The sequence below is a fragment of the Mariniflexile sp. genome, from assembly GCF_041583155.1.
GTDB lineage: Bacteria > Bacteroidota > Bacteroidia > Flavobacteriales > Flavobacteriaceae > Mariniflexile.
In genome coordinates this window covers 1-19,193 of the sequence record NZ_JBFHGK010000059.1, presented here as the reverse complement: position 1 = coordinate 19,193, position 19,193 = coordinate 1, and the positions used below count along the sequence as shown (strand labels likewise).

The window sequence follows — 19,193 nt, the reverse complement described above, 5'->3', positions numbered from 1 at the left end:
TTTAACGTCAGATTTACTTAAAATAACAACCGCCATGATAAAAGGGAAAGGCACTTTAGCACTGTTGTTAAATGATACCATTATGGCTAAAGACTTAAGGCATTCCATCACCAACTTACAAACTGCAAGTCAAAGTGCTTCGAATACTTTAAACGAAATAAACCAAATCGTAACATCTTTAAGAACCAACAAATCAACAGTGTTAGGTATGTTATTAAACGATTCAATTTCTGGAAAAAGAATTAAATCTACGGTTAAAAATCTGGAAGCATCTAGTAAAGAGATGGAAACGATGCTGTTTAATATTAATACGGCAGTGAATGACTTTAACAAAAGTAAGGGTACCTATAATTATCTTGTAAAAGATACAAGCTTGGTTAAAGATCTAAAATCTACGCTTAAAAATATTAATGAAGGAACCGATAAGTTTAACCAAAATATGGAAGCTTTAAAGCATAATTTTTTAACGCGAAGTTATTTTAGGAAGTTAGAAAGACAAGAGAAAAGAGAACTTAAGAAATTGGAACAATAATTCAAAAGATATGAATATAGAATATTTAAATGAGCGCATTAACGACTATAAAAACTCGATTGAAACGGTTGTTAAGAAGAAGAAATTATGGAAAAACGAAGTTAAAACGGTATTGAGAAACACGCTGAATGCTATTGTTGATAAGTATAAAATTGGATGGCGTGTGCAAGAACTCGACTGGATAGGCGCCAAAGATGCCATAAACATTATTTTTGATTCTTTGCCGGTAGAATTAATTGAGCAGACTAACGAATTGGCTAATTACCAGTTTCTTCAAGGCGGGGCTTTAGTGTTTTCTCAATCGTATAATGGTAATGTTGTAATAACTATTTTATTTCCGTTAAACGACCAAACATCGCTTGAAGATAGCAGTATGGAACTGGGAGTTTATAACCCAAAAGACATTTCTGAAAAATTAATTGTTGAAAAAGTAGATGAATTTTTAAAAGAAATTATAAAATGGGAAGTCCCAAACCAAAAAAACAAATTAGGATATTAGAGATACTTTTTTATTCAAATTTAAAGTCATTTTATATTAAATGTAATAAGCCCAAAACTAGTTAGTTTTGGGCTTATTTACACCGAATAAAACCAATTAACACTTATTGATTGCTATTAGTTGGAGGTTCTAATAATTCAAAAAATTGATCTAATTTAGGAAGAATTATAATCTCAGTTCTTCGGTTTAGTGCTTTTCCTTTTTCTGTTGTATTGGTTTCTTTTGGAATGTATTCAGAGCGTCCGCCAGCAGTCATTCTTTCTGGTAAAACTCCAAATTTACTTTGCATTAACCTTACAATAGAAGTTGCTCTTTTTACACTTAAATCCCAGTTGTCCATAATACATTCTGTCGAAATGGGCACATTATCTGTATGTCCTTCAACAAGAATATCTAACTCCTTGTGATCGTTAACTATTTTAGCAATCTTTCCTAAAACGTCTTCAGCCTGATTATTTATTTTAAAACTTCCAGATCTAAATAACATTCTGTCAGACAACGAAATGTAAACCACACCTTTTTTAACTTCTATTTTAATATCTTCATCATCAAACATGTCGAGTGAGCGTTTTAAATTCATTACCAAAACCAAATTAAGAGAATCTTTGCGTTGCATAGAGTTTGTTAAATCTTTGATGTATTTATTTTGCTGATTTAAAGCATCTAAAGATTTTTTAATACTTTCTGCACCAGAAATATTTATAACCGACAAATCGGATAATCTTTGCAATAAATTAGTGTTTGTGCTCTTAAAATATTCTAATTGCTGTTCCATAGCATTAGTATTGTTTTTTTCGTTAGCTAAGCTGTTTTCTAGAACTAAAACATTACTTTGAGCAGTTTTTAAGTCATCTTTACAAAGGATATAGTTGTTTTCTAAGGTCAAATACTTTTTTTGACTTACACAGGCGGAAAGCAATACTGTTAAAATTAAGGTTGCTAATTTTAGTGTTTTCATGACTTTCTATTTTAGGTTGTTATGTTATTAAAGATAGTACATGTATTATTGGTTTACAATGACATAAGTCATTTAAAGTCAGTAATCTACTATGGGTGTTACGCGATACGTCTTTTTTGTAGCTACTACCATTAAAAAAGACCTTACATACGAATGCAAGGTCTTTTAAGTTTAATGCTCGTAACTATAAATTACCTTAGCATTATTCTGTTAAGTGGTTTTTTAATGATCTGTACTATTTTCGTAACCCATGAAAGTCATAGAAAAAGGATTGTCCGTTATTGTTAATTTTTGGGCTACAGACATTTTAGATAAATTAATTTGGAATAACTCACTTGTTGAAGTAGAGGTTATGTAGGCAAATCTATCAGAAAGAAGCAAGAGAGGCTTTGATGCTGCACTTGTAGCAGTGGGGCTAATAACATTATTATCTTTTTCCAAAGACAAATTACTTAGATTAAAAATTTTAAGGTCTCCTGAATATAATAATACACCTAATTTATTTAAGTTGTAACTAACTTTGCACTGCATAATTGAAGTGCTTTCAATAATTGGTGTTATAGTTTCGGCAACTACATCAATTAAATAAGCACCTTTAGCAGCAGTATATCCAACAAATTTACCATCAAAAGCAGTTTCAAGAATGGTTCCAAACCAAGCGGTTTCAAAATTAGAAGGTAAGCTAATCAGGTTTTGTTGTCCATTACTTTGAACGACTAATACGCCACTAGACGAACCAAAAACAGCATAAGTACCATCAGATGCATTTCCGTGAATACCGCCAGTTGCTATAGTTGAAGCGTGAACTGTAATACCATTTGCATTTATAATTTTAACTCTTTCGGGAAGCGTGCTGGTTGATGAATTATCTTTTTCTGTAACAGCGTACGTACCGTTAGAAAAGGCAGTCATAGCTCCGTGGTGCGCAGTTAATCCCGCATTAATAGTTTGTAAGGTTGCGCCTTCCACATGTATATCGGCTTCATTCCCTATCGAAAGTGTGCCATCACCATCATTAAATGTTATTAATTTTCCATAACTACTTTTAAAATGTGTTGGTAATAACGAAACACCAGTTAGAGCACCAAATTTAGGAGTGCCTCTAACATCTACATGGTCTCCATGAAATTCATAACCACTATCAAATGTTTCAAACATATTGTTTTCGCGATGAACAATGCCAGCAAATCTCTGAGATTCGGTAGTGTATAAATATGATTTTGCAAATTTTGCAGTAAAAAACTCTGTAGTTTGTAAATATGGATTAACTAATGATAAATTGGTACTTGTGCCATCTGAAACCAGAACTCTAAGGTATTTATGTTCCTTACTTGTTAAATCATTGCTTGAATCATCATCATCATCATTTGTGCATGAGAATGTGGCTATCGATACAAAAAATATGGCAATCAGTTTTAAAAAATGGTTTTTCATATATTATATTTTTTTATCTGTTATTTTAGATACAGATGAAATTGTTTGAATAGTGATTTTTTAAGTTTATTAATCTGCCAAATTATGGCGTAGGGTGTTCTTCTCGACGTTAATCGATAAAAATTTAATAGCAATATATTGGCAAATTAGGATACGAGTTAGCTTTTACCGCAGTTAGTAAAAGGGCATAAAAAGTTATTACACCATTAAAAAATGGGTAAAAGCTAACTTATTAAATAACATGGTTTAGTTTACTCTACTACAATTGAGAATGTTACCGACGCATCAGTTGACCCTCCTGCATTTGTAATATCACCACTTGATACGTTTGCAGCATCTTTATTAGGCTCATGACGTAAAATAATAGTTAAAGTTCCGGAAGCGGCCCCTGTTGTTGTGAAAATGCTTTTTAATCCAATAGGAAATCCATTAGAATCCAAGTCACTAGAATCATCAGAGTAAGTAACACTATTTAAAGAACCTGTAGTTAGGTAAAACAACTGGTGCTCGTCTCCTTCTTCAAGTATTTCTAAAGTAATATTATCAGCAGGATCTGTAGTTTCGTTTAAAAAAGTGACATTACCTTCATAAGTGGTATTCGTTTGAAAACTACCAGAAACAGTTATTACTGGCGCATTGGCACCTTCACCATCTAAATCTTTGTATTGTAGTGTAACAACATCGCCACCGCCTACAGGTGTGTATACTGCAGTAACCGTAGTGATTAATTCTTCTTCATTTACAATTTCCGGATCTTCATCAGATGAACAAGCAGTTAATGTTAAGATTGATATGAATAAAAGTGATAAATATTTTAAAGATTTCATGTGTTTATTTTTTTTATTAATAGTTAAATTTTAATTGTATCATAATATTTCTTCCTAAATCATCGGCAAAATACCTTAATCGGTTAAGGTACTCTCTATAACTAGTATTAAATAGGTTACTAATGTTTAAACCTACGTTTAAATTTGTATTCTTAGATGTTGGCAATGTAACATCAGTTGAAAAATGTAATAAATGATAAGCGGGTGGAGGCGTACTAATATCAACTAAAACATACGAATCTGTTGTTGCTACGTAAGTTTCAAAATTGTTATTTGGATATTCATTTTGTTTAAAAACCCACTCACTTTTTAATTCAGCGTTAAAATTTTTCCAAGCTTTGTTGTTATAACTAATGGTGTTTATAGTTTTTAAAGCGGGAATATCAATTAAATCTCTACGTTGTGTTAAGTCCCTTCCTTTGGTATAAGATGTTGTATTAGCAAAATGTACATGTTCATTTAGAGTTAAATTTAGACTCAAATCCAAACCCGTCAACATGGCGTTTGTTTGCTGATACTCCCACACCGGGAACGAGCCTCTAATAGTTTGTTCTACACCCGTTGGCTCTATGTAAATGAAATCATTTATACTATTGTAAAAACCTTCTAAATTTAATTTTAAAAACTCAGTTTGGTAAGCATATGAAGCTGAAAACCTGTTGGACTGTTCTTGTTTGATACGTAAATCACCCAGTTCAATTCTAGCGGCCGAATGATGTAATCCATCACTAAACAATTCTGATGGATTAGGAATTCTGTTAGACAAACTATAATTGACTAATATGGAATTATTAGCATTAAACTGATGCGTTAATCCTGTTGATGCAGAAATAGTATTGTATTTGAAATTAGGGTTTGTGAGTAACTGTGTCCCTAAATCATTAATTATAATATCACTGAAATCGGCATCATAGCCACGTTCTTCCCATCGGCTGGTTTGATAGAATTTTTTAGAATCAATGTTAACAAAGTCATATCGCAAAGCTGCATCAAATAATGTTTTATCATTTAATGTCCATTCAGAAGTTATAAAAGCACCAAAACTGTATTTGTCATAATCCGGTATTAACCGTCTTATACCCGTATCTGGGTTTGCAAAATTGTTTTGGTATTCTGCGTTAAATCCGACTTCAAACGCTTTGTTATCATGCTTATCAATTTTTAAATTGGAACTTACAGTGTGCGTTTGTAATGTTAAATCGATGGAAGCCTTGTTTTTATCGTCTCCAACTCGTTTGTCGAATTCAAAACGTTTATTGTTTTGGTAATCATATTGAAGGTTTAACTTCCCAATTCCCTTAAAACGTTTATAAAAACTAGCCTTTGCTATTTGGTGTGTTACATCCTGCCTTGGTGAGTCTATGCCATAACTAAAGTCTTCTTCAACAGTGGGTTCATTTGAATTAATAGCGTTAACTAAATCTTCAATATTACCAATGTGCGATGAAGCTAAAATTCCAATATTATTATTTACAAAGCTATAATAGGCGTTAAACCCTTTTTCAAAAGAATTAAACCCTGTATTGAATGAAAAACTTTTGGAATCTAAGCCTGTGTTTGTTAAATAATAATTTGCAGCCTTAAAATCGCCATAGCGTTTTGCACTAGCTTGACCGCTTACATACCAACCACTTTCATAGGTTTTAGTTAGCGTACTACTTATATTGGTTCCTCGACCATTAGTTTGAGCACTTGTTATGGTTTGTCCATACAATGAATCCGTTTTACTCGGGTTTCGTGGATTTAAAACAATAACACCACCTAAGGCATAACCGCCATAGGCCAACGCACCAGAACCTTTTATTACAGAAACGTTTCCTGCGGAATTAATATCCACATTAGGAGCATGTTCAATTCCCCACTCTTGATCTTGTAAAACAACATTATTGGAAAGCGTGATTATTCTACTACTATGCAAACCGTTAATAACTGGTTTCACTATAGAATTTCCGGTATTAATAGACGATACACCGCTAATTTCCTTTAAAGCATCTCCAAGATTACTGGCACTATATTTTTCTAAAGTTTCAGCTTTTATAACTGTTTCCTGGCTTGTCTTGGTTTTCTTTATGCCACTATGTCCTTCAATTTTAACTTCATTAAGTGCTTCAAAATGATGCTCTAAATTAATTATTTTAAAGAGGTCTTCTTGAATAGTAATCTCAAGTGAAATTGTTTCGCAACCTATGTGGGCAACGGTAACCGTAACGCTTCCTTCACACAAGTTCTTAAAACGAAATTTGCCATTTTTATCACTTATAGCATATTTGTTTAGTTCTTGTATGTAAATGGTTGCCCCTTCTATAGAAGCGCCATTATGAAAATCATGTATTTCTCCAGAAAAAGTATGGGAGCATGATTGACTATTTGTTAAATGAAAAGCAAATAACGAAACAATCAATAAAATATATTTCATTGGGTTTTTGTTTTTAGTATAAAAATTTGACTCAAATTGTTACACTAAATTCGGAGGACCTCTTAATGAAAAAGGTAATTGCCAATGATTTTTAAGATAATTATATGATGTTATTATGGGATCTGAATGTAAAGGTGTTTCTATAAAACCTGAATATTCAAACGCTAAGTAATAATATGTTGTGCTTAACTTAAACTTGTAAAAGTCACAATCCGTATTTATTTCATGTAAATGGGTTGCTTTTTCACCTTTACAAATGTCATGATGATGGTTTGCAAAAATATGAGAAAACTTTACTCCAATAGGAACTAATAGGGTTAATGCAAGCATTAAACCCAATGACTTAAAAATGATATGTTCCTTTATTTTTTGCATTTAATCTATTAGACGTTTAAATCCTATCCGCCTTAACATTTTTTTTTCAAAATTCCAGAAAAATTTATGTTGTCCGAAAAGCCAACCGAAAAATACTAACAGAAACTGATACATTACAAATAAAAGCAATATACGAACTACCCAATAAGCTAAAACACCTAAGTTTTCGGTAGAAATTTGAAAAAAACTTAATATTGGTTTACCTATATAAGAGGCGGTCGATCCAGTAACAGCAAATACAATTAGTATCATAATGATTTGCCAATCCTTCTCAATACCCCAACGTTCTTTTAATTTTTTCAAAAGTTATTTTTTTTTGAAATGCAAAAGTAAGGAATCAACTTTAAATTCTTGGTAGAAATGGCCCTAATCTTTGATTGTAGGTAAGTTGAAAATAGATGAAGTAGTTATATAATTTGTAATTTACATCATAACCATAATCGATATTTGGCTGATAATCAATTTGTAGTTCATACAAATTTGGGTTATATCGTTGAGGTTGTAAAACACGCTGATTCCATTCTATGACGTACTGATAATTTCTAGTTTCCATATATTGTTGTGAGTAGAAACCTTCAGGTCTTGCTGTACTAGCCAACCAAGAATTAAATCCAGGCTCAATAATAATGATTTCGTATTCTAATTCATCATTGGAAATCCTAACCGTATCTCCTAATTTTTCGTTTTCTAATTCTTCATTTTTATGAGAAGCAGTTGTTTTGGTTGTGTTACAACCAATAATGAAGAAGAAAATTATTATAATAGATGCTACTGTTTTCATGAGGGATGTTTTTTAGTGTTTAAACCATTCGATGATTACTTAACATTGGTAGTTATAACCTAATAATGCTTGGTTGATCTTTAAAGTACAAAAATCATTCCTTAAATTACTGCTGTTGAATTCATTTTAACTAAAAATGCCAAACAGTTAAGCTTGGCATTTTATAATTATTTTGAAATTATTACATTATTTACCTCCAAAAAGGCCACCTAATAAACCTCCAAGTCCACCTTTCTTTTTATCTCCTCCTAAAACCATACCAGCTACGTCGTCTACTACACTGCCATCGCCATCAGCATCCAGAATTGATTCTAAAAAGCTTTGCTCGTTTTTGGCAGAACTACCACCTATTAAGCCTCCTAAAAGACTTTCAATGCCACCAGAATTACTAACGTTTTGTTGTTTTGCTTGATTTCCTAATATTCCCATTAAAATTGGGGCAGCTACCTTAAGAATTTGTGCCACAGAGTTTGCATCCATGCCTGCCTTAGCACCTAACGTATTTTCTACGGCTTGTTGTTTGCCTCCTAAAACATGACCTAAAATCTTGCTTCCATCATCTAAAATACTAGAATCAACGCCACCACTAAATAAGCCACCAAGATTTTCTAAAAGACTACCATCATGTTTGTTATTCAAGGCATTCATTAAACCTTCTGCACCCTGAGGTGTTGCTGCATTACGTTTCATAGCTTGCATTAGTACTGGTAATGCCATTGTTAAAACGTCTTGTGTTTTGTTTGCTGGTTGGTTAGTTTGGTTAGAAACACCATTAATAATGGTTTTTCCAAGGTCGCTGTTTAATAAGTCTAAAATTCCTGACATGTTTTTTATATTTATGATTTACATTTTAAAAATTCAAAGAAAATATGAATTTGGATGTTCAAGGTACAAAAAAAGTCCTAACAATGTGTTAGGACTTTATTAAATACTATAAGTAAGAATTTTTACGGTTCTTATTTTAAGATGCTTATAATTTGTTCGGCTAATTCTGTTCCAATTCTATCCTGAGCTTCGTTTGTAGCTGCACCCGTATGAGGTGTTAACGATAAACCTGAATTCATTAATAATTGAATCTCTGGTTTTGGTTCGTTTTCAAAAACGTCTAATGCAGCACCTGCTACCTTACCGCTTTCAATAGCACTTACTAGAGCAGCTTCATCAACTACACCACCACGCGCTGCATTCGCTAAGAATACACCTTTCTTCATCATTTCAAATTCTGGAGCTCCAATTACATATTCTTTTTGTGCAGGAACGTGTAATGTGATAAAATCAGCTTGCTTTAAAACCTCTTCTTTTGAAATGGTTTTAATTTCAAAATTCACTTTTTGACCATCAAAGAAATCTAATTGTAAATTTGCTTTTTCTAAGAATGGGTCGAATGCGATAACTTTCATTCCAGCACCTAAAGCTACTTTGGCAGTGGCTTGACCGATACGACCAAAACCTAAAACTCCTAAAGTTTTTCCTTTAAGCTCAACGCCTTTAGCGTATGCCTTCTTTAATTTACCAAAGCTAGCATCACCTTCTAATGGCATGTCTCTGTTTGAGTTATGCAAGAAACGAGCTAAACCGTAAAAGTGACCAAATACTAATTCTGCAACCGAGTGAGATGAAGATGCAGGTGTGTTAATAACATGAATTCCTTTACTTTTTGCGTAATCCACATCAATATTATCCATACCAACACCGCCACGGCCAATAATTTTTATGCTTGGGCAAGCGTCTATTAAATCTTTACGTACTGTTGTAGCACTACGTACTAATAAAACGTCAATTTTATTTTCGTTAATATAATTTGCTAATTGTTCTTGTGCTACGGTTGTTGTGATAACTTCAAAACCTCCTTGTTCCAGAGCTACCTTTCCAGTTTGAGAAATACCGTCGTTTGCTAATACTTTCATTTTTAATGTTTAAAGTTTAAAGTTTAAAAAGTTTTAAGTTGAAATAACAAAACCTTTTTGCTTCAATTTATATTTAGTTTTTTGTTTGAGAACCTTTAGTTGTTCTTAGATTTTAAGCTTTGCTTTCTAATTCACTCATTACTTCTACAAGTGCTTTTACACTTTCAATTGGTAATGCATTGTACATAGATGCTCTGTATCCACCAACACTTCTGTGTCCGTTAACACCGCTAATTCCAGCTTCTTTAAGCATGGTTTCAAACGTCTCCTTTAAATTTTCATTTTCTAAAGTGAATGTTGCATTCATGATAGAACGATCTTCTTTGGCAGCAAAACCTTTGAATAATGGATTTAAATCGATTTCAGAGTACATTAAACGAGCTTTATCTTCATTTAATTTTTCTACAGCTTTAATACCACCTAGGTTTTTTAACCATTCTAAAGTTAACATGGAAGTATAAACAGAAAATACTGGAGGTGTATTATACATACTACCGTTATCGATATGAATTTTGTAATCCATGATAGATGGAATATTGCGAGATACTTTACCTAAAATATCTTCTTTAACAACTACAAGAGTCGTTCCTGCAGGTCCCATATTTTTTTGGGCACCAGCATATATAATTCCAAATTTTGAAAAATCTATGTCGCGAGAAAATATATCACTACTCATATCGCAAACCATTGGGATTGGCGAGTCTGGGAACGATTTTATTTGAGTTCCAAAAATGGTGTTGTTTGAAGTACAGTGAAAATAATCGTAATCTTCAGGGATATCAAATCCTTTAGGGATATAGTTAAAGTTTGCGTCTTTAGATGATGCAACCTCATAAATATCGTCTAATTTTTTAGCTTCTTTTATAGCTTTGGAACTCCAAGCTCCTGTATTTAAATACCCAGCTCTTTTTTCCAAAAGATTCATGGCTACCATTAAAAATTGTGTACTGGCTCCACCTTGTAAAAATAATGCTTTATAGCCTTTTCCTTCAAGTCCCATAAGTTCTATAACTAATGCTCTGGCTTTTTCCATGACATCAATAAAACCTTTACTTCTATGAGATATTTCTAAAATAGATAAGCCTTCATTGTTAAAATCAAGGACTGCCTGAGAGGATTTAAGGATTACTTCATGTGGTAATATACTTGGTCCTGCACTAAAGTTGTGTTTCTTCATTTGTGTTGTAGAATTTAAAGATGCAAAGTTGCTAATTAATTAGAAAAATAATGCTAAAAATTCAATAATTTTTTTAGGAAATTGCTAATAAAAATTCAACAGAATCGACACTATCCGCATAATCCCAAAGTTCTGGTTTTTGTGAGGCCCCAAAAGGGATTTCGTTTTCTGTAAAACCATTAGAAACAATACACTGAATTTGGCTATTATCGGCTTTTAACTTTTCTTTCAATTGCTGTGGATCTTCATAAAATTCGTAAAAAACAGTAGCAATTGGAGAGGCGTAACTGGCATCTTCTTTTATCATTAAAAAACCGTTTTCCAGCATGTCAAATTCACTCATTAAATAAACGGCTTTATTGTAATCGTAATTGTTGGCATATTTAGCTTTTTCAATTATTGGGTTCCAATGAAACATGCCGTTAAAAAAGCCATCAAAATTATAGTTTTTAGGAACGAATATTTTTGAAACGTTTCTACAACCTAAGCCGTAATACCTAAAAATATCTTCAGCCAGGTTTTTAAAATCTGCTTCCGTTTCCTTGCCAGTTAAAACCGCAACGGAATTTCTGTTATTTCTAATAATAGAAGGTTTGCCTTTAAAATAATATTCAAAATAACGCGCCGTGTTGTTGCTGCCAGTAGCTATAACGGCATCAAAATTTTCTACTTTGCCTTCTGTGAAATTGATGCGTCCTTTAAAATCGGGTTCAACATATTCAAGATATTTTGCTAAATAGGGGAGTAGGTGTTTATCGTTGGATGATTGTTTAACAAGCACACTATGCCCGGTAATTAACACTGCTAAAAAGTCATGAAAGCCCACCAAAGGAATGTTTCCAGCCATAATTATGGCCACTTGTTTTGGAGTAATCTTACCTATATTATATGGTTTAAGCCAGGTATTTAAATTGTTGTCACTTAAACTATCCGACCAACCTTTTATGGCATAGGCCATGTTTTCTTTTGTAAACCATCCGTTGTGTTCTTCAGCTAATTTTAATTGGTGCTTAAATCCATCAAAAAATAACTCGTTGTGTTCAATATTATCCTTTTTTTGAATAATTTCATTAGAAAATTGACTTAAAAAATCTCCTAATTTCACAAATGCGTTAATTCTTTGGTGTAATTGCATGCTTAATTTGGTTTTGAATAGTTTTGGCGTTATTTTTGCTCGACAAAGTTAAAAAGAAAAAACGCTATGGCAATTATTATAACAGACGAATGTATAAATTGTGGTGCTTGTGAACCTGAGTGCCCAAATACAGCAATATATGAAGGTGCAGACGATTGGCGCTATAAAGATGGTACCAGTTTAACAGGTTCTGTTGTTCTTACAAATGGTAATGAAGTTGATGCTGATGAAGCTCAAGAGCCTATAAGTGATGAATACTATTATATTGTGCCAGATAAGTGTACTGAATGTAAAGGGTTTCATGATGAACCACAGTGTGCTGCCGTTTGTCCTGTAGATTGCTGTGTTCCTGATGATAATCATGTGGAAACAGAAGAGGAGTTATTGGCTAAGCAACGTTTTATGCACCCTGAAGGGTAAAGAACATTGTAACTGACAACTTTGAATTTGTTTGATTCGAGACTATAGAATCCTTAGCTTTGCTAAGGATTTTTTTTATTTCTGTGGGGCCTAATTAATTATTAAACTTTTTCATTTCCTCTAATGGTTCCAAGATTTCTTCGTTTTCCCAAATTGATTTTTCGTATTTGTTTAAGTTTTGGAATGTTGTTGATTTTTCTTGTTTTATAGCCTTGTAATCATCCAAGTTAAGGGTGTTTATAGCTGTGAATAACAATTCTTCTTTATGGCGGTTGTTGCCTTCAATTTTAAATTCTGAACTTATTTTATAACGATTTCGACTATTTTCAATTAATGTTAAATCTCTTTTAACATAGAAATAGTTACCTGTTTCATGTTTTATGTATTTTGGTAGATACTTATTGTTTTCTTGCTTTTCAAAAAGTATGGTGCCTTTATTTATATTTTCTTCAAACTTAATTCCAACGAGAAGTTTGAGGTTTAATTTGCTGCCGTGTCTGTCTTCAAAATAAGAAAAATCTAATTTTGTTATGGCATAATTGTTACCAGAAACCAGAAGGTTTCCAGTGTACTTTGCTTTACCCTTTCTAGGTTTATAGTTAATGATATAATTAACTTCATCATTAAAAAAGGTAACATCAGTTATTGTATGATCGTATAACTTGGTGTCTAGTATATTGTATAGAAACGAATTTTCATAAAGTTGCGTTTTATGTATTAATTTATCAGTGTTATTCTTTAAATCTGTAATTTCAATTTCCTTTTTAGAATTGTTTTTAAGATTTTCTTTTCTTAACGACATGGAATCTTCAACTGTGAATATTCCTGATTTCATTTTATAGGTCTTTGTTGTATCTAGATATTTAAGTATAATGTGTTGTGCACGTTTTTCAACTTCTTTCAATGAAAAATCATTTTTCTGGTCTATCAGTTTGGTTACCTTAGTAACAGCTAATTTGGTATTGTCTCTATTTTGTAGGTATACGTTGCCTTTAAAATCAGTAAAATGGATTGTTTTACTATTAATAATGTCGCGATTTAAAGCTTCTAAACGAGCATTGGCTTGTTCGAGTTGTTGTTTACTCACTTGTGATGCTTTATCAATTTCAAAATTTAAATTTTTGAAATCTATATAATCTGTTGCCCTGTAAAAAATACTGTAGGTTTTAAGATTAACATCGTAATTATCTTTAAATTTCTTTTTAATTCCTGCAATAATAGTGTCTACGTTTGGTCTTTGATTTGTTATGTAAATTTCGTTTAGTTGATTGAATGCTTCTTCTAATTTTATGAGATAATTTGCTTTTTTAAGATCTTTAATACTTAAGGTTATGTTTTTATAACCCAGACATGAAATATTTAATAGGGTAGTTTCTGGGTTTTCACCAATTAAAGAAAAATAACCTTCCTCATTTGAAATAACTCCGTTGTATTCACCTGTTTTAATTGTGGCATAGGGAATTGGTTTCTGCGTATTTTTATCGATAAGTTTAGCGGTAATATTTTGAGAATAGATGATGCGATGACCCATAAATACTATAAACAGTGCTAAATATTTTGTTTTCATAATTTTAGTATTCAAATGAAAATTAGACGAATAGTATAATATTTTGTTACATTACGAAAGAGAAAAAGCTTCCAAATTTGGAAGCTTTTTCTGTAGAAAAGATTATTAAGTATTATAGATTAAAATTTATTCTTCCAAAAACATAAGTTCCATCAGAACCCATTTGTACTGAATCGGCTAACCCTCCCTGATCGGTCCAGCCATCAAATTGCGGAGTCGGGTAGGTGTTGAATAGATTATTAGCACCTAAACTAAATTTTAATTTATCAGTTAATTGGTATCCTAAGCTAAGATCTACTGTCATGCTGGCTTCATAAATATCTGTAGCCACCGGAAATAAGGCATCTGCTTCAGCTTGTGTTGTGGCAGGCGTATCTACCCATTGAAAATCTTGAATGGTTACTTCACTAAACTGAGTTAATGAAATCATGGCATCAAATTTTGAATAAGAGTATCCTAAATTAAGTCCAAATTTATAATCGGGTGCAGCTGCTTTTAAATAGGCTTGAGAAAAAGGTCCGAAAAACGTAAATTCATTTAGGTTTCCATTATGGATTTCTTCAATTTTCAAATCATTAAAATTACCTATTACAGCTACGTTAATTTTACCATTATTACCTATTTGTGTGTCATAGTTTAGTACAATATCTACACCAGTAGTTTTGGTGTCTACGCCATTAGCAAAAAACTGTGCGGCTTCAACGTTTAAAGGACCAAGAATTGCCTGGTCTGTAAAGTTATCTGTTAGGATGATTCGGTTATCAACAGATATTGCGTAAGCATCTATAGTAGCGGTAAAACTTCCTTTTTTAAAAGTAAAACCTATACTGGAGTTAAATGCTTTTTCTTCGTTCAATTGTCCGATACCGAATGCTTTAGTAACCGTACTATTATTAGCGGATAATAATGAAGGTATAGACCTTCCGGCTACAATATTTGTAAAAATTAAATTGTAATATAATTGTGCTAATGAAGGGGCTCTAAAACCAGTTGAAATGGATCCTCTTAAAGTTAGATTATCACCTAGTTTTAATCTGCTTGCTAATTTTCCGTTTATAGTGGTTCCAAAATCGCTATAGTCTTCATAGCGTACTGCAGCAGCCAACATAAAATCATCACTGATATTTAATTCGGAGTCAAAATATATACCGTAATTGGTTCGGTTTCTATCCACTTCATTAGCAGGACTATATCCAGGAAAACCTTGAGAACCTCCTAGTAAATTATCACCGTTGTCATCTGTAGCAACTTCCTGGAAATCGGGATTTGTATAAGGAACGCCATATTCATCGTATAAAGCATAAGAAGGCACTTCACCAGAAAATATACCAAAATTTTCTGTTCTATATTCCATACCGAATGCCAAACTTAAACCAGCAGCCACATCATCTAAATATTTATTAAAATCGATGCCGGTTGTGTTTTGGGAAAGGAAATGACCACCAGCATTAAAGTCGGTAGGCGAGGCATCCTTCATTGAAGCATTATTACTTCCTTTTATGAAATAGTGAAAATTATTTTTTCCAAAGGTGTTATTAAAGTCAACATTCCAACCGTTTTCCATTTCATGTTTAACACCTACGGAAACTGAAACATCTGTAATGTTTGAGGTAATTCTTGGTGTAAAACCATCTGGATACAAACTAGGAACTGAGCGGTTGTCTCCATTATCGAAACTATCTCTTGAAAAAGCATAAGCATTAGTGTCTCTATAATTTCTGCCACCAAAGGCATAAACCTCTGTGTTATCATTTATTGGTAATGATGAATTTATCATAAAATTAAAGCCATCAACTCCCGCACTTCCGTACCCTTTTCTCCATGAAAAACCTGGTCTTAAGGTGTTTTCTCTGGTTAAAAACTCGGTAGTAAAATTTATAAATCCTCCGATATTATTAAGAGGAACTCCATAATTTGCATCAATTTTAACGGTAGCACCATCAAAACTTTTATCTTTTCCGTCTAATCTATTTTTACCTTCTACATTATATAACGTTTCTCCGGTAGCTTCTTCCCAGCCTTCACCAATTGCGGTGCTAAATGCGCCGTAAGTAACGCCTCCTGAAAAACCATCAGTATTGTCCTTTAAAACAATATTGATAACACCAGCAATAGCATCAGATCCATATTGTGCAGAAGCGCCATCTCTTAAAACTTCAATTCTTTTTATGGCAGTTGCCGGAATCGCATTTAAATCTGTACCTGAATTTCCTCTACCACGTGTTCCAAATACATTCACTAAAGATGATTGATGTCTGCGTTTTCCATTAATAAGTACAAGTGTTTGGTCTGGACCTAATCCTCTTAATGAAGCGGGTACAATGTGGTCGGCACCATCAGATCCAGATTGCTTACTAGCATTAAATGAAGGGGCGGCGTATTGTAAAATTTCATTTACTTCCACTTTTCCTGTTGTTGATGCTATGTTTGCAACGTCGATAACATCCACAGGTACAGCCGTGTCTGTAGCAGTTCTTTTAGGACTACGAGAACCAACTAAAAGAACTTCGTTAAGACTAACACCTTCTTCTAAAATGGCATTAATAGTAGTTTGGTTGTTTACATTAATAGTTATAGAATTGTATCCAACGTAACTAAAAACAAGCGTTCCTTTTGGACCAACGTTTATAATGTATTTACCATCAATATCGGTAACCACTCCCGAATTGGTTCCTTTCACAATCACGTTGGCTCCAGCAATAGGCATTCCAGATGCATCTGAAACAACCCCTCTTACGGTTTGTGAATACGAAAAATTAATGCCCAAAATAAGAAGCATTGTTAAACAAATGTATTTCATAAGTTTTTGATTTTTGAATTAGTTATAGCTAATTTATGTTAAAATTTTATTAAATACTAAGCTTGAACTATAAAAAAGATGCATTTTTTTTGATTAATCTATAATTTTTATACGAATATTTTAATAGTTATGTAATTGTAAAAATTATAAAAAACTAGTATTTATAGACTATATTTGCACTCGCAAAAACCAAAGTATTGGTTCTTGTTAGTTGAATAGAAAAAACTGAAGAAATGAAATTGGCTTTTTGTAAACTATATCATCCTCAAAAATGATAATTAGTTAGCAAATAGGCTTTTCTAAAAAAACATAAAAATACACACATGAAAGCAGGCATTGTAGGATTACCAAACGTGGGGAAATCGACTTTATTTAATTGTTTATCAAATGCTAAAGCGCAAAGTGCTAACTTTCCGTTTTGTACTATTGAGCCAAATATTGGAGTGGTAAATGTACCAGACAAACGTTTAGAAAAGCTAGAAGAATTGGTAAAGCCTGTACGTGTACAACCAGCAACCGTTGAAATTGTTGATATTGCAGGGTTGGTTAAAGGCGCTAGTAAAGGGGAAGGTTTAGGAAATCAATTCCTTGCAAATATTCGAGAAACAGATGCAATTTTACATGTTTTACGTTGTTTTGATAACGATAATATTGTACACGTTGATGGTAATGTAAATCCGATTAGAGATAAGGAAACTATCGATATGGAATTACAACTTAAGGATCTTGAGACCGTAGATAAAAAACTTGAAAAGGTAAAACGTGCTGCTAAAACAGGTAATAAAGAAGCTCAAAAGGAAGAAGCTGTTTTATTAAAAATAAAAGCTAGTCTAGAAGCAGGTGTTTCGGTACGTGCTTTGGAATTTAGTGAAGAAGATTACGAAGATTTTGTAAAACCGTCGCAGTTTATTACAGAAAAACCGGTATTATATGTTTGTAATGTTGACGAAGCTTCAGCAGTATCTGGTAATAAATATGTTGAACAAGTAAAAGAAGCTGTTAAAGATGAAAATGCCGAAGTGTTATTTTTAGCCGTAGGTACCGAGGCTGATATTAATGAATTGGATGACTATGAAGAGCGCCAATTGTTTCTTCAAGATATAGGTTTGGATGAGGCAGGTTCAGCAAAATTAATTCGTTCTGCATACAAACTTTTAAAGCAGCAAACTTATTTTACAGCAGGTGTTAAAGAAGTGCGTGCTTGGACTATTGATATAGGAGCTTCTGCACCTCAGGCCGCGGGTGTAATACATACGGATTTTGAGAAAGGATTTATTAGAGCAGAAGTTATCGCTTATGATGATTATGTAACTTACGGTAGTGAATCCAAGGTAAAAGAGGCTGGTAAAATGCGTGTGGAAGGGAAAAGTTATATCGTGAAGGATGGCGATATTATGCATTTCTTATTTAATGTGTAATCTTACTAAAATGTTATTTTTCGGTTAAATTATCGATAAAAGGTAAATTTTATAGTTTTTACTAAAATTTCATAAGTAAATATTTCTTAATTGTAGGCAAATTTATATTTTCGGGTCAATATTATCGCTATTGTCTCTTAAATATAAATGAAATGCCTCTCATAAAAACAGAAACCGTAATCAAAGCAGATTTAAAAACATGTTTTGATTTAGCAAGAAATATAGATGTCCATCAAGAATCATTAAAATGTTCTTGTGAAATGGCTATAGACGGAAAAGTGTCAGGGTTAATTGAACTCGGAGAATCCGTAACATGGGAAGCTAGACATTTTGGTTTCGTTCAGCATTTAACTTCAAAAATCACCGAGTTCAAAGCATCTAATTATTTTGTTGATGAAATGGTGTCAGGAGCTTTCAAATGTTTTAAGCATAAGTATATTTTTCACGAAAGTGAAAACAGGACTATAATGACTGATCTTTTTTACTTTGAATCCCCTTATGGTATTTTGGGTAAATTCGCGGATGCACTATTTCTTAAAAAGTATATGACAAAACTTATTGAAACAAGAAATAACTTCTTAAAGGAAAAGGCCGAAGCTGTTTAAAAATAAGGCTTACGGCACCTTTTTAATTTAGTTTCATTACTTGCAAATACAACTTGTAGTATATTTGCCCGATGCAAGAAAAAAAGAAATTTATTTCAGGTATTCTATTGGGTATTTTGGGTATTGTCCTATTTTCATCTAAAGCGGTAATGGTAAAATTAGGGATCAATCTCAATTGTTGTGTTTATGCAAAAATTGTAGTTAATCTGTAAAGAAAGAATTCTACATTTTTAACACCTCTAAACTGTGCCCTAAAGGCTTTAATTTTTGCATTGAATGCTTCGGCCGAAGCATTTGTACTTCTATTTATAAAATAGTTTAGGATTGATTTATAATTGAGTG

18 protein-coding genes and 1 pseudogene are annotated in these 19,193 nt (G+C 32.6%); 5 read left to right on the top strand and 14 right to left on the bottom strand.

Translation table 11 applies throughout. The features are described 5' to 3' along the window. A pseudogene (locus tag ABYI63_RS15640) lies at nucleotides 1-532 on the top strand (MCE family protein); the annotation flags it as partial. 10 nt (nucleotides 533-542) lie between these two features. Next, the gene (locus ABYI63_RS15635; RefSeq protein ID WP_372757661.1) at nucleotides 543-1,031 is read left to right on the top strand and encodes a hypothetical protein; all 489 of its coding nucleotides are present in this window, start codon (nucleotides 543-545) and stop codon (nucleotides 1,029-1,031) included. A 103-nt stretch (nucleotides 1,032-1,134) separates the two neighbouring features. Here ABYI63_RS15635 and ABYI63_RS15630 read toward each other — a convergent pair whose 3' ends face one another. From ABYI63_RS15630 to ABYI63_RS15580, 11 genes are all read right to left on the bottom strand, one after another. Next, nucleotides 1,135-1,989, bottom strand: a complete 855-nt coding sequence (locus tag ABYI63_RS15630; RefSeq protein ID WP_372757659.1) for a flagellar motor protein MotB — start codon at nucleotides 1,987-1,989, stop codon at nucleotides 1,135-1,137. Between the two features lie 222 nt (nucleotides 1,990-2,211). Continuing rightward, nucleotides 2,212-3,423: a hypothetical protein gene (locus ABYI63_RS15625; RefSeq protein ID WP_372757658.1), complete on the bottom strand. Its 1,212-nt coding sequence runs from the start codon at nucleotides 3,421-3,423 to the stop codon at nucleotides 2,212-2,214. A gap of 251 nt (nucleotides 3,424-3,674) precedes the next feature. Further along, on the bottom strand, nucleotides 3,675-4,250 hold the full coding sequence (locus ABYI63_RS15620; RefSeq protein WP_372757657.1) for a type 1 periplasmic binding fold superfamily protein: 576 nt from the start codon (nucleotides 4,248-4,250) through the stop codon (nucleotides 3,675-3,677). 16 nt (nucleotides 4,251-4,266) lie between these two features. Continuing rightward, entirely contained in the window at nucleotides 4,267-6,666 is a 2,400-nt protein-coding gene (locus ABYI63_RS15615) for a TonB-dependent receptor (protein ID WP_372757656.1), read from the bottom strand. A gap of 39 nt (nucleotides 6,667-6,705) precedes the next feature. Further along, on the bottom strand, nucleotides 6,706-7,041 hold the full coding sequence (locus ABYI63_RS15610; RefSeq protein ID WP_372757655.1) for a hypothetical protein: 336 nt from the start codon (nucleotides 7,039-7,041) through the stop codon (nucleotides 6,706-6,708). Next, nucleotides 7,042-7,344, bottom strand: coding sequence for a DUF6787 family protein (locus ABYI63_RS15605; RefSeq protein WP_372757654.1), 303 nt, complete (start codon nucleotides 7,342-7,344; stop codon nucleotides 7,042-7,044). 40 nt (nucleotides 7,345-7,384) lie between these two features. Then, nucleotides 7,385-7,822, bottom strand: a complete 438-nt coding sequence (locus ABYI63_RS15600) for a DUF6146 family protein (protein ID WP_372757652.1) — start codon at nucleotides 7,820-7,822, stop codon at nucleotides 7,385-7,387. Between the two features lie 186 nt (nucleotides 7,823-8,008). Continuing rightward, nucleotides 8,009-8,647: a DUF937 domain-containing protein gene (locus tag ABYI63_RS15595; RefSeq protein ID WP_372757651.1), complete on the bottom strand. Its 639-nt coding sequence runs from the start codon at nucleotides 8,645-8,647 to the stop codon at nucleotides 8,009-8,011. A gap of 131 nt (nucleotides 8,648-8,778) precedes the next feature. Beyond that, complete coding sequence (locus ABYI63_RS15590) at nucleotides 8,779-9,729, bottom strand: D-2-hydroxyacid dehydrogenase (protein ID WP_372757649.1); 951 nt, start codon at nucleotides 9,727-9,729, stop codon at nucleotides 8,779-8,781. A gap of 112 nt (nucleotides 9,730-9,841) precedes the next feature. Further along, the gene (gene serC / locus ABYI63_RS15585; RefSeq protein WP_372757648.1) at nucleotides 9,842-10,906 is read right to left on the bottom strand and encodes a 3-phosphoserine/phosphohydroxythreonine transaminase; all 1,065 of its coding nucleotides are present in this window, start codon (nucleotides 10,904-10,906) and stop codon (nucleotides 9,842-9,844) included. Between the two features lie 73 nt (nucleotides 10,907-10,979). After that, nucleotides 10,980-12,041 carry an acyl-CoA reductase gene (locus tag ABYI63_RS15580; RefSeq protein WP_372757646.1) on the bottom strand — a complete coding sequence of 354 codons (1,062 nt, stop codon included), beginning with the start codon at nucleotides 12,039-12,041 and terminating at the stop codon, nucleotides 10,980-10,982. Between the two features lie 66 nt (nucleotides 12,042-12,107). Between ABYI63_RS15580 and ABYI63_RS15575 the strand changes: the two genes are divergently transcribed. After that, nucleotides 12,108-12,461, top strand: a complete 354-nt coding sequence (locus ABYI63_RS15575; RefSeq protein ID WP_372757644.1) for a 4Fe-4S dicluster domain-containing protein — start codon at nucleotides 12,108-12,110, stop codon at nucleotides 12,459-12,461. Between the two features lie 94 nt (nucleotides 12,462-12,555). On the opposite strand, the gene ABYI63_RS15570 is transcribed toward ABYI63_RS15575, so the two are convergent. After that, nucleotides 12,556-14,028 (bottom strand): carboxypeptidase-like regulatory domain-containing protein, encoded by a 1,473-nt coding sequence (locus ABYI63_RS15570; RefSeq protein WP_372757643.1) that lies wholly within the window; start codon nucleotides 14,026-14,028, stop codon nucleotides 12,556-12,558. A 112-nt stretch (nucleotides 14,029-14,140) separates the two neighbouring features. Continuing rightward, on the bottom strand, nucleotides 14,141-16,828 hold the full coding sequence (locus ABYI63_RS15565) for a TonB-dependent receptor domain-containing protein (protein WP_372757641.1): 2,688 nt from the start codon (nucleotides 16,826-16,828) through the stop codon (nucleotides 14,141-14,143). A 323-nt stretch (nucleotides 16,829-17,151) separates the two neighbouring features. Here ABYI63_RS15565 and ychF point away from each other — a divergent pair, with 323 nt between their 5' ends. Next, nucleotides 17,152-18,246, top strand: a complete 1,095-nt coding sequence (ychF, locus tag ABYI63_RS15560; protein WP_372757640.1) for a redox-regulated ATPase YchF — start codon at nucleotides 17,152-17,154, stop codon at nucleotides 18,244-18,246. Nucleotides 18,247-18,398: 152 nt separating this feature from the next. Further along, nucleotides 18,399-18,851, top strand: a complete 453-nt coding sequence (locus ABYI63_RS15555; RefSeq protein WP_372757639.1) for a cell division protein — start codon at nucleotides 18,399-18,401, stop codon at nucleotides 18,849-18,851. A gap of 184 nt (nucleotides 18,852-19,035) precedes the next feature. On the opposite strand, the gene ABYI63_RS15550 is transcribed toward ABYI63_RS15555, so the two are convergent. Further along, the gene (locus ABYI63_RS15550; RefSeq protein WP_372757663.1) at nucleotides 19,036-19,176 is read right to left on the bottom strand and encodes a transposase; all 141 of its coding nucleotides are present in this window, start codon (nucleotides 19,174-19,176) and stop codon (nucleotides 19,036-19,038) included. Nucleotides 19,177-19,193 lie beyond the last annotated feature (17 nt).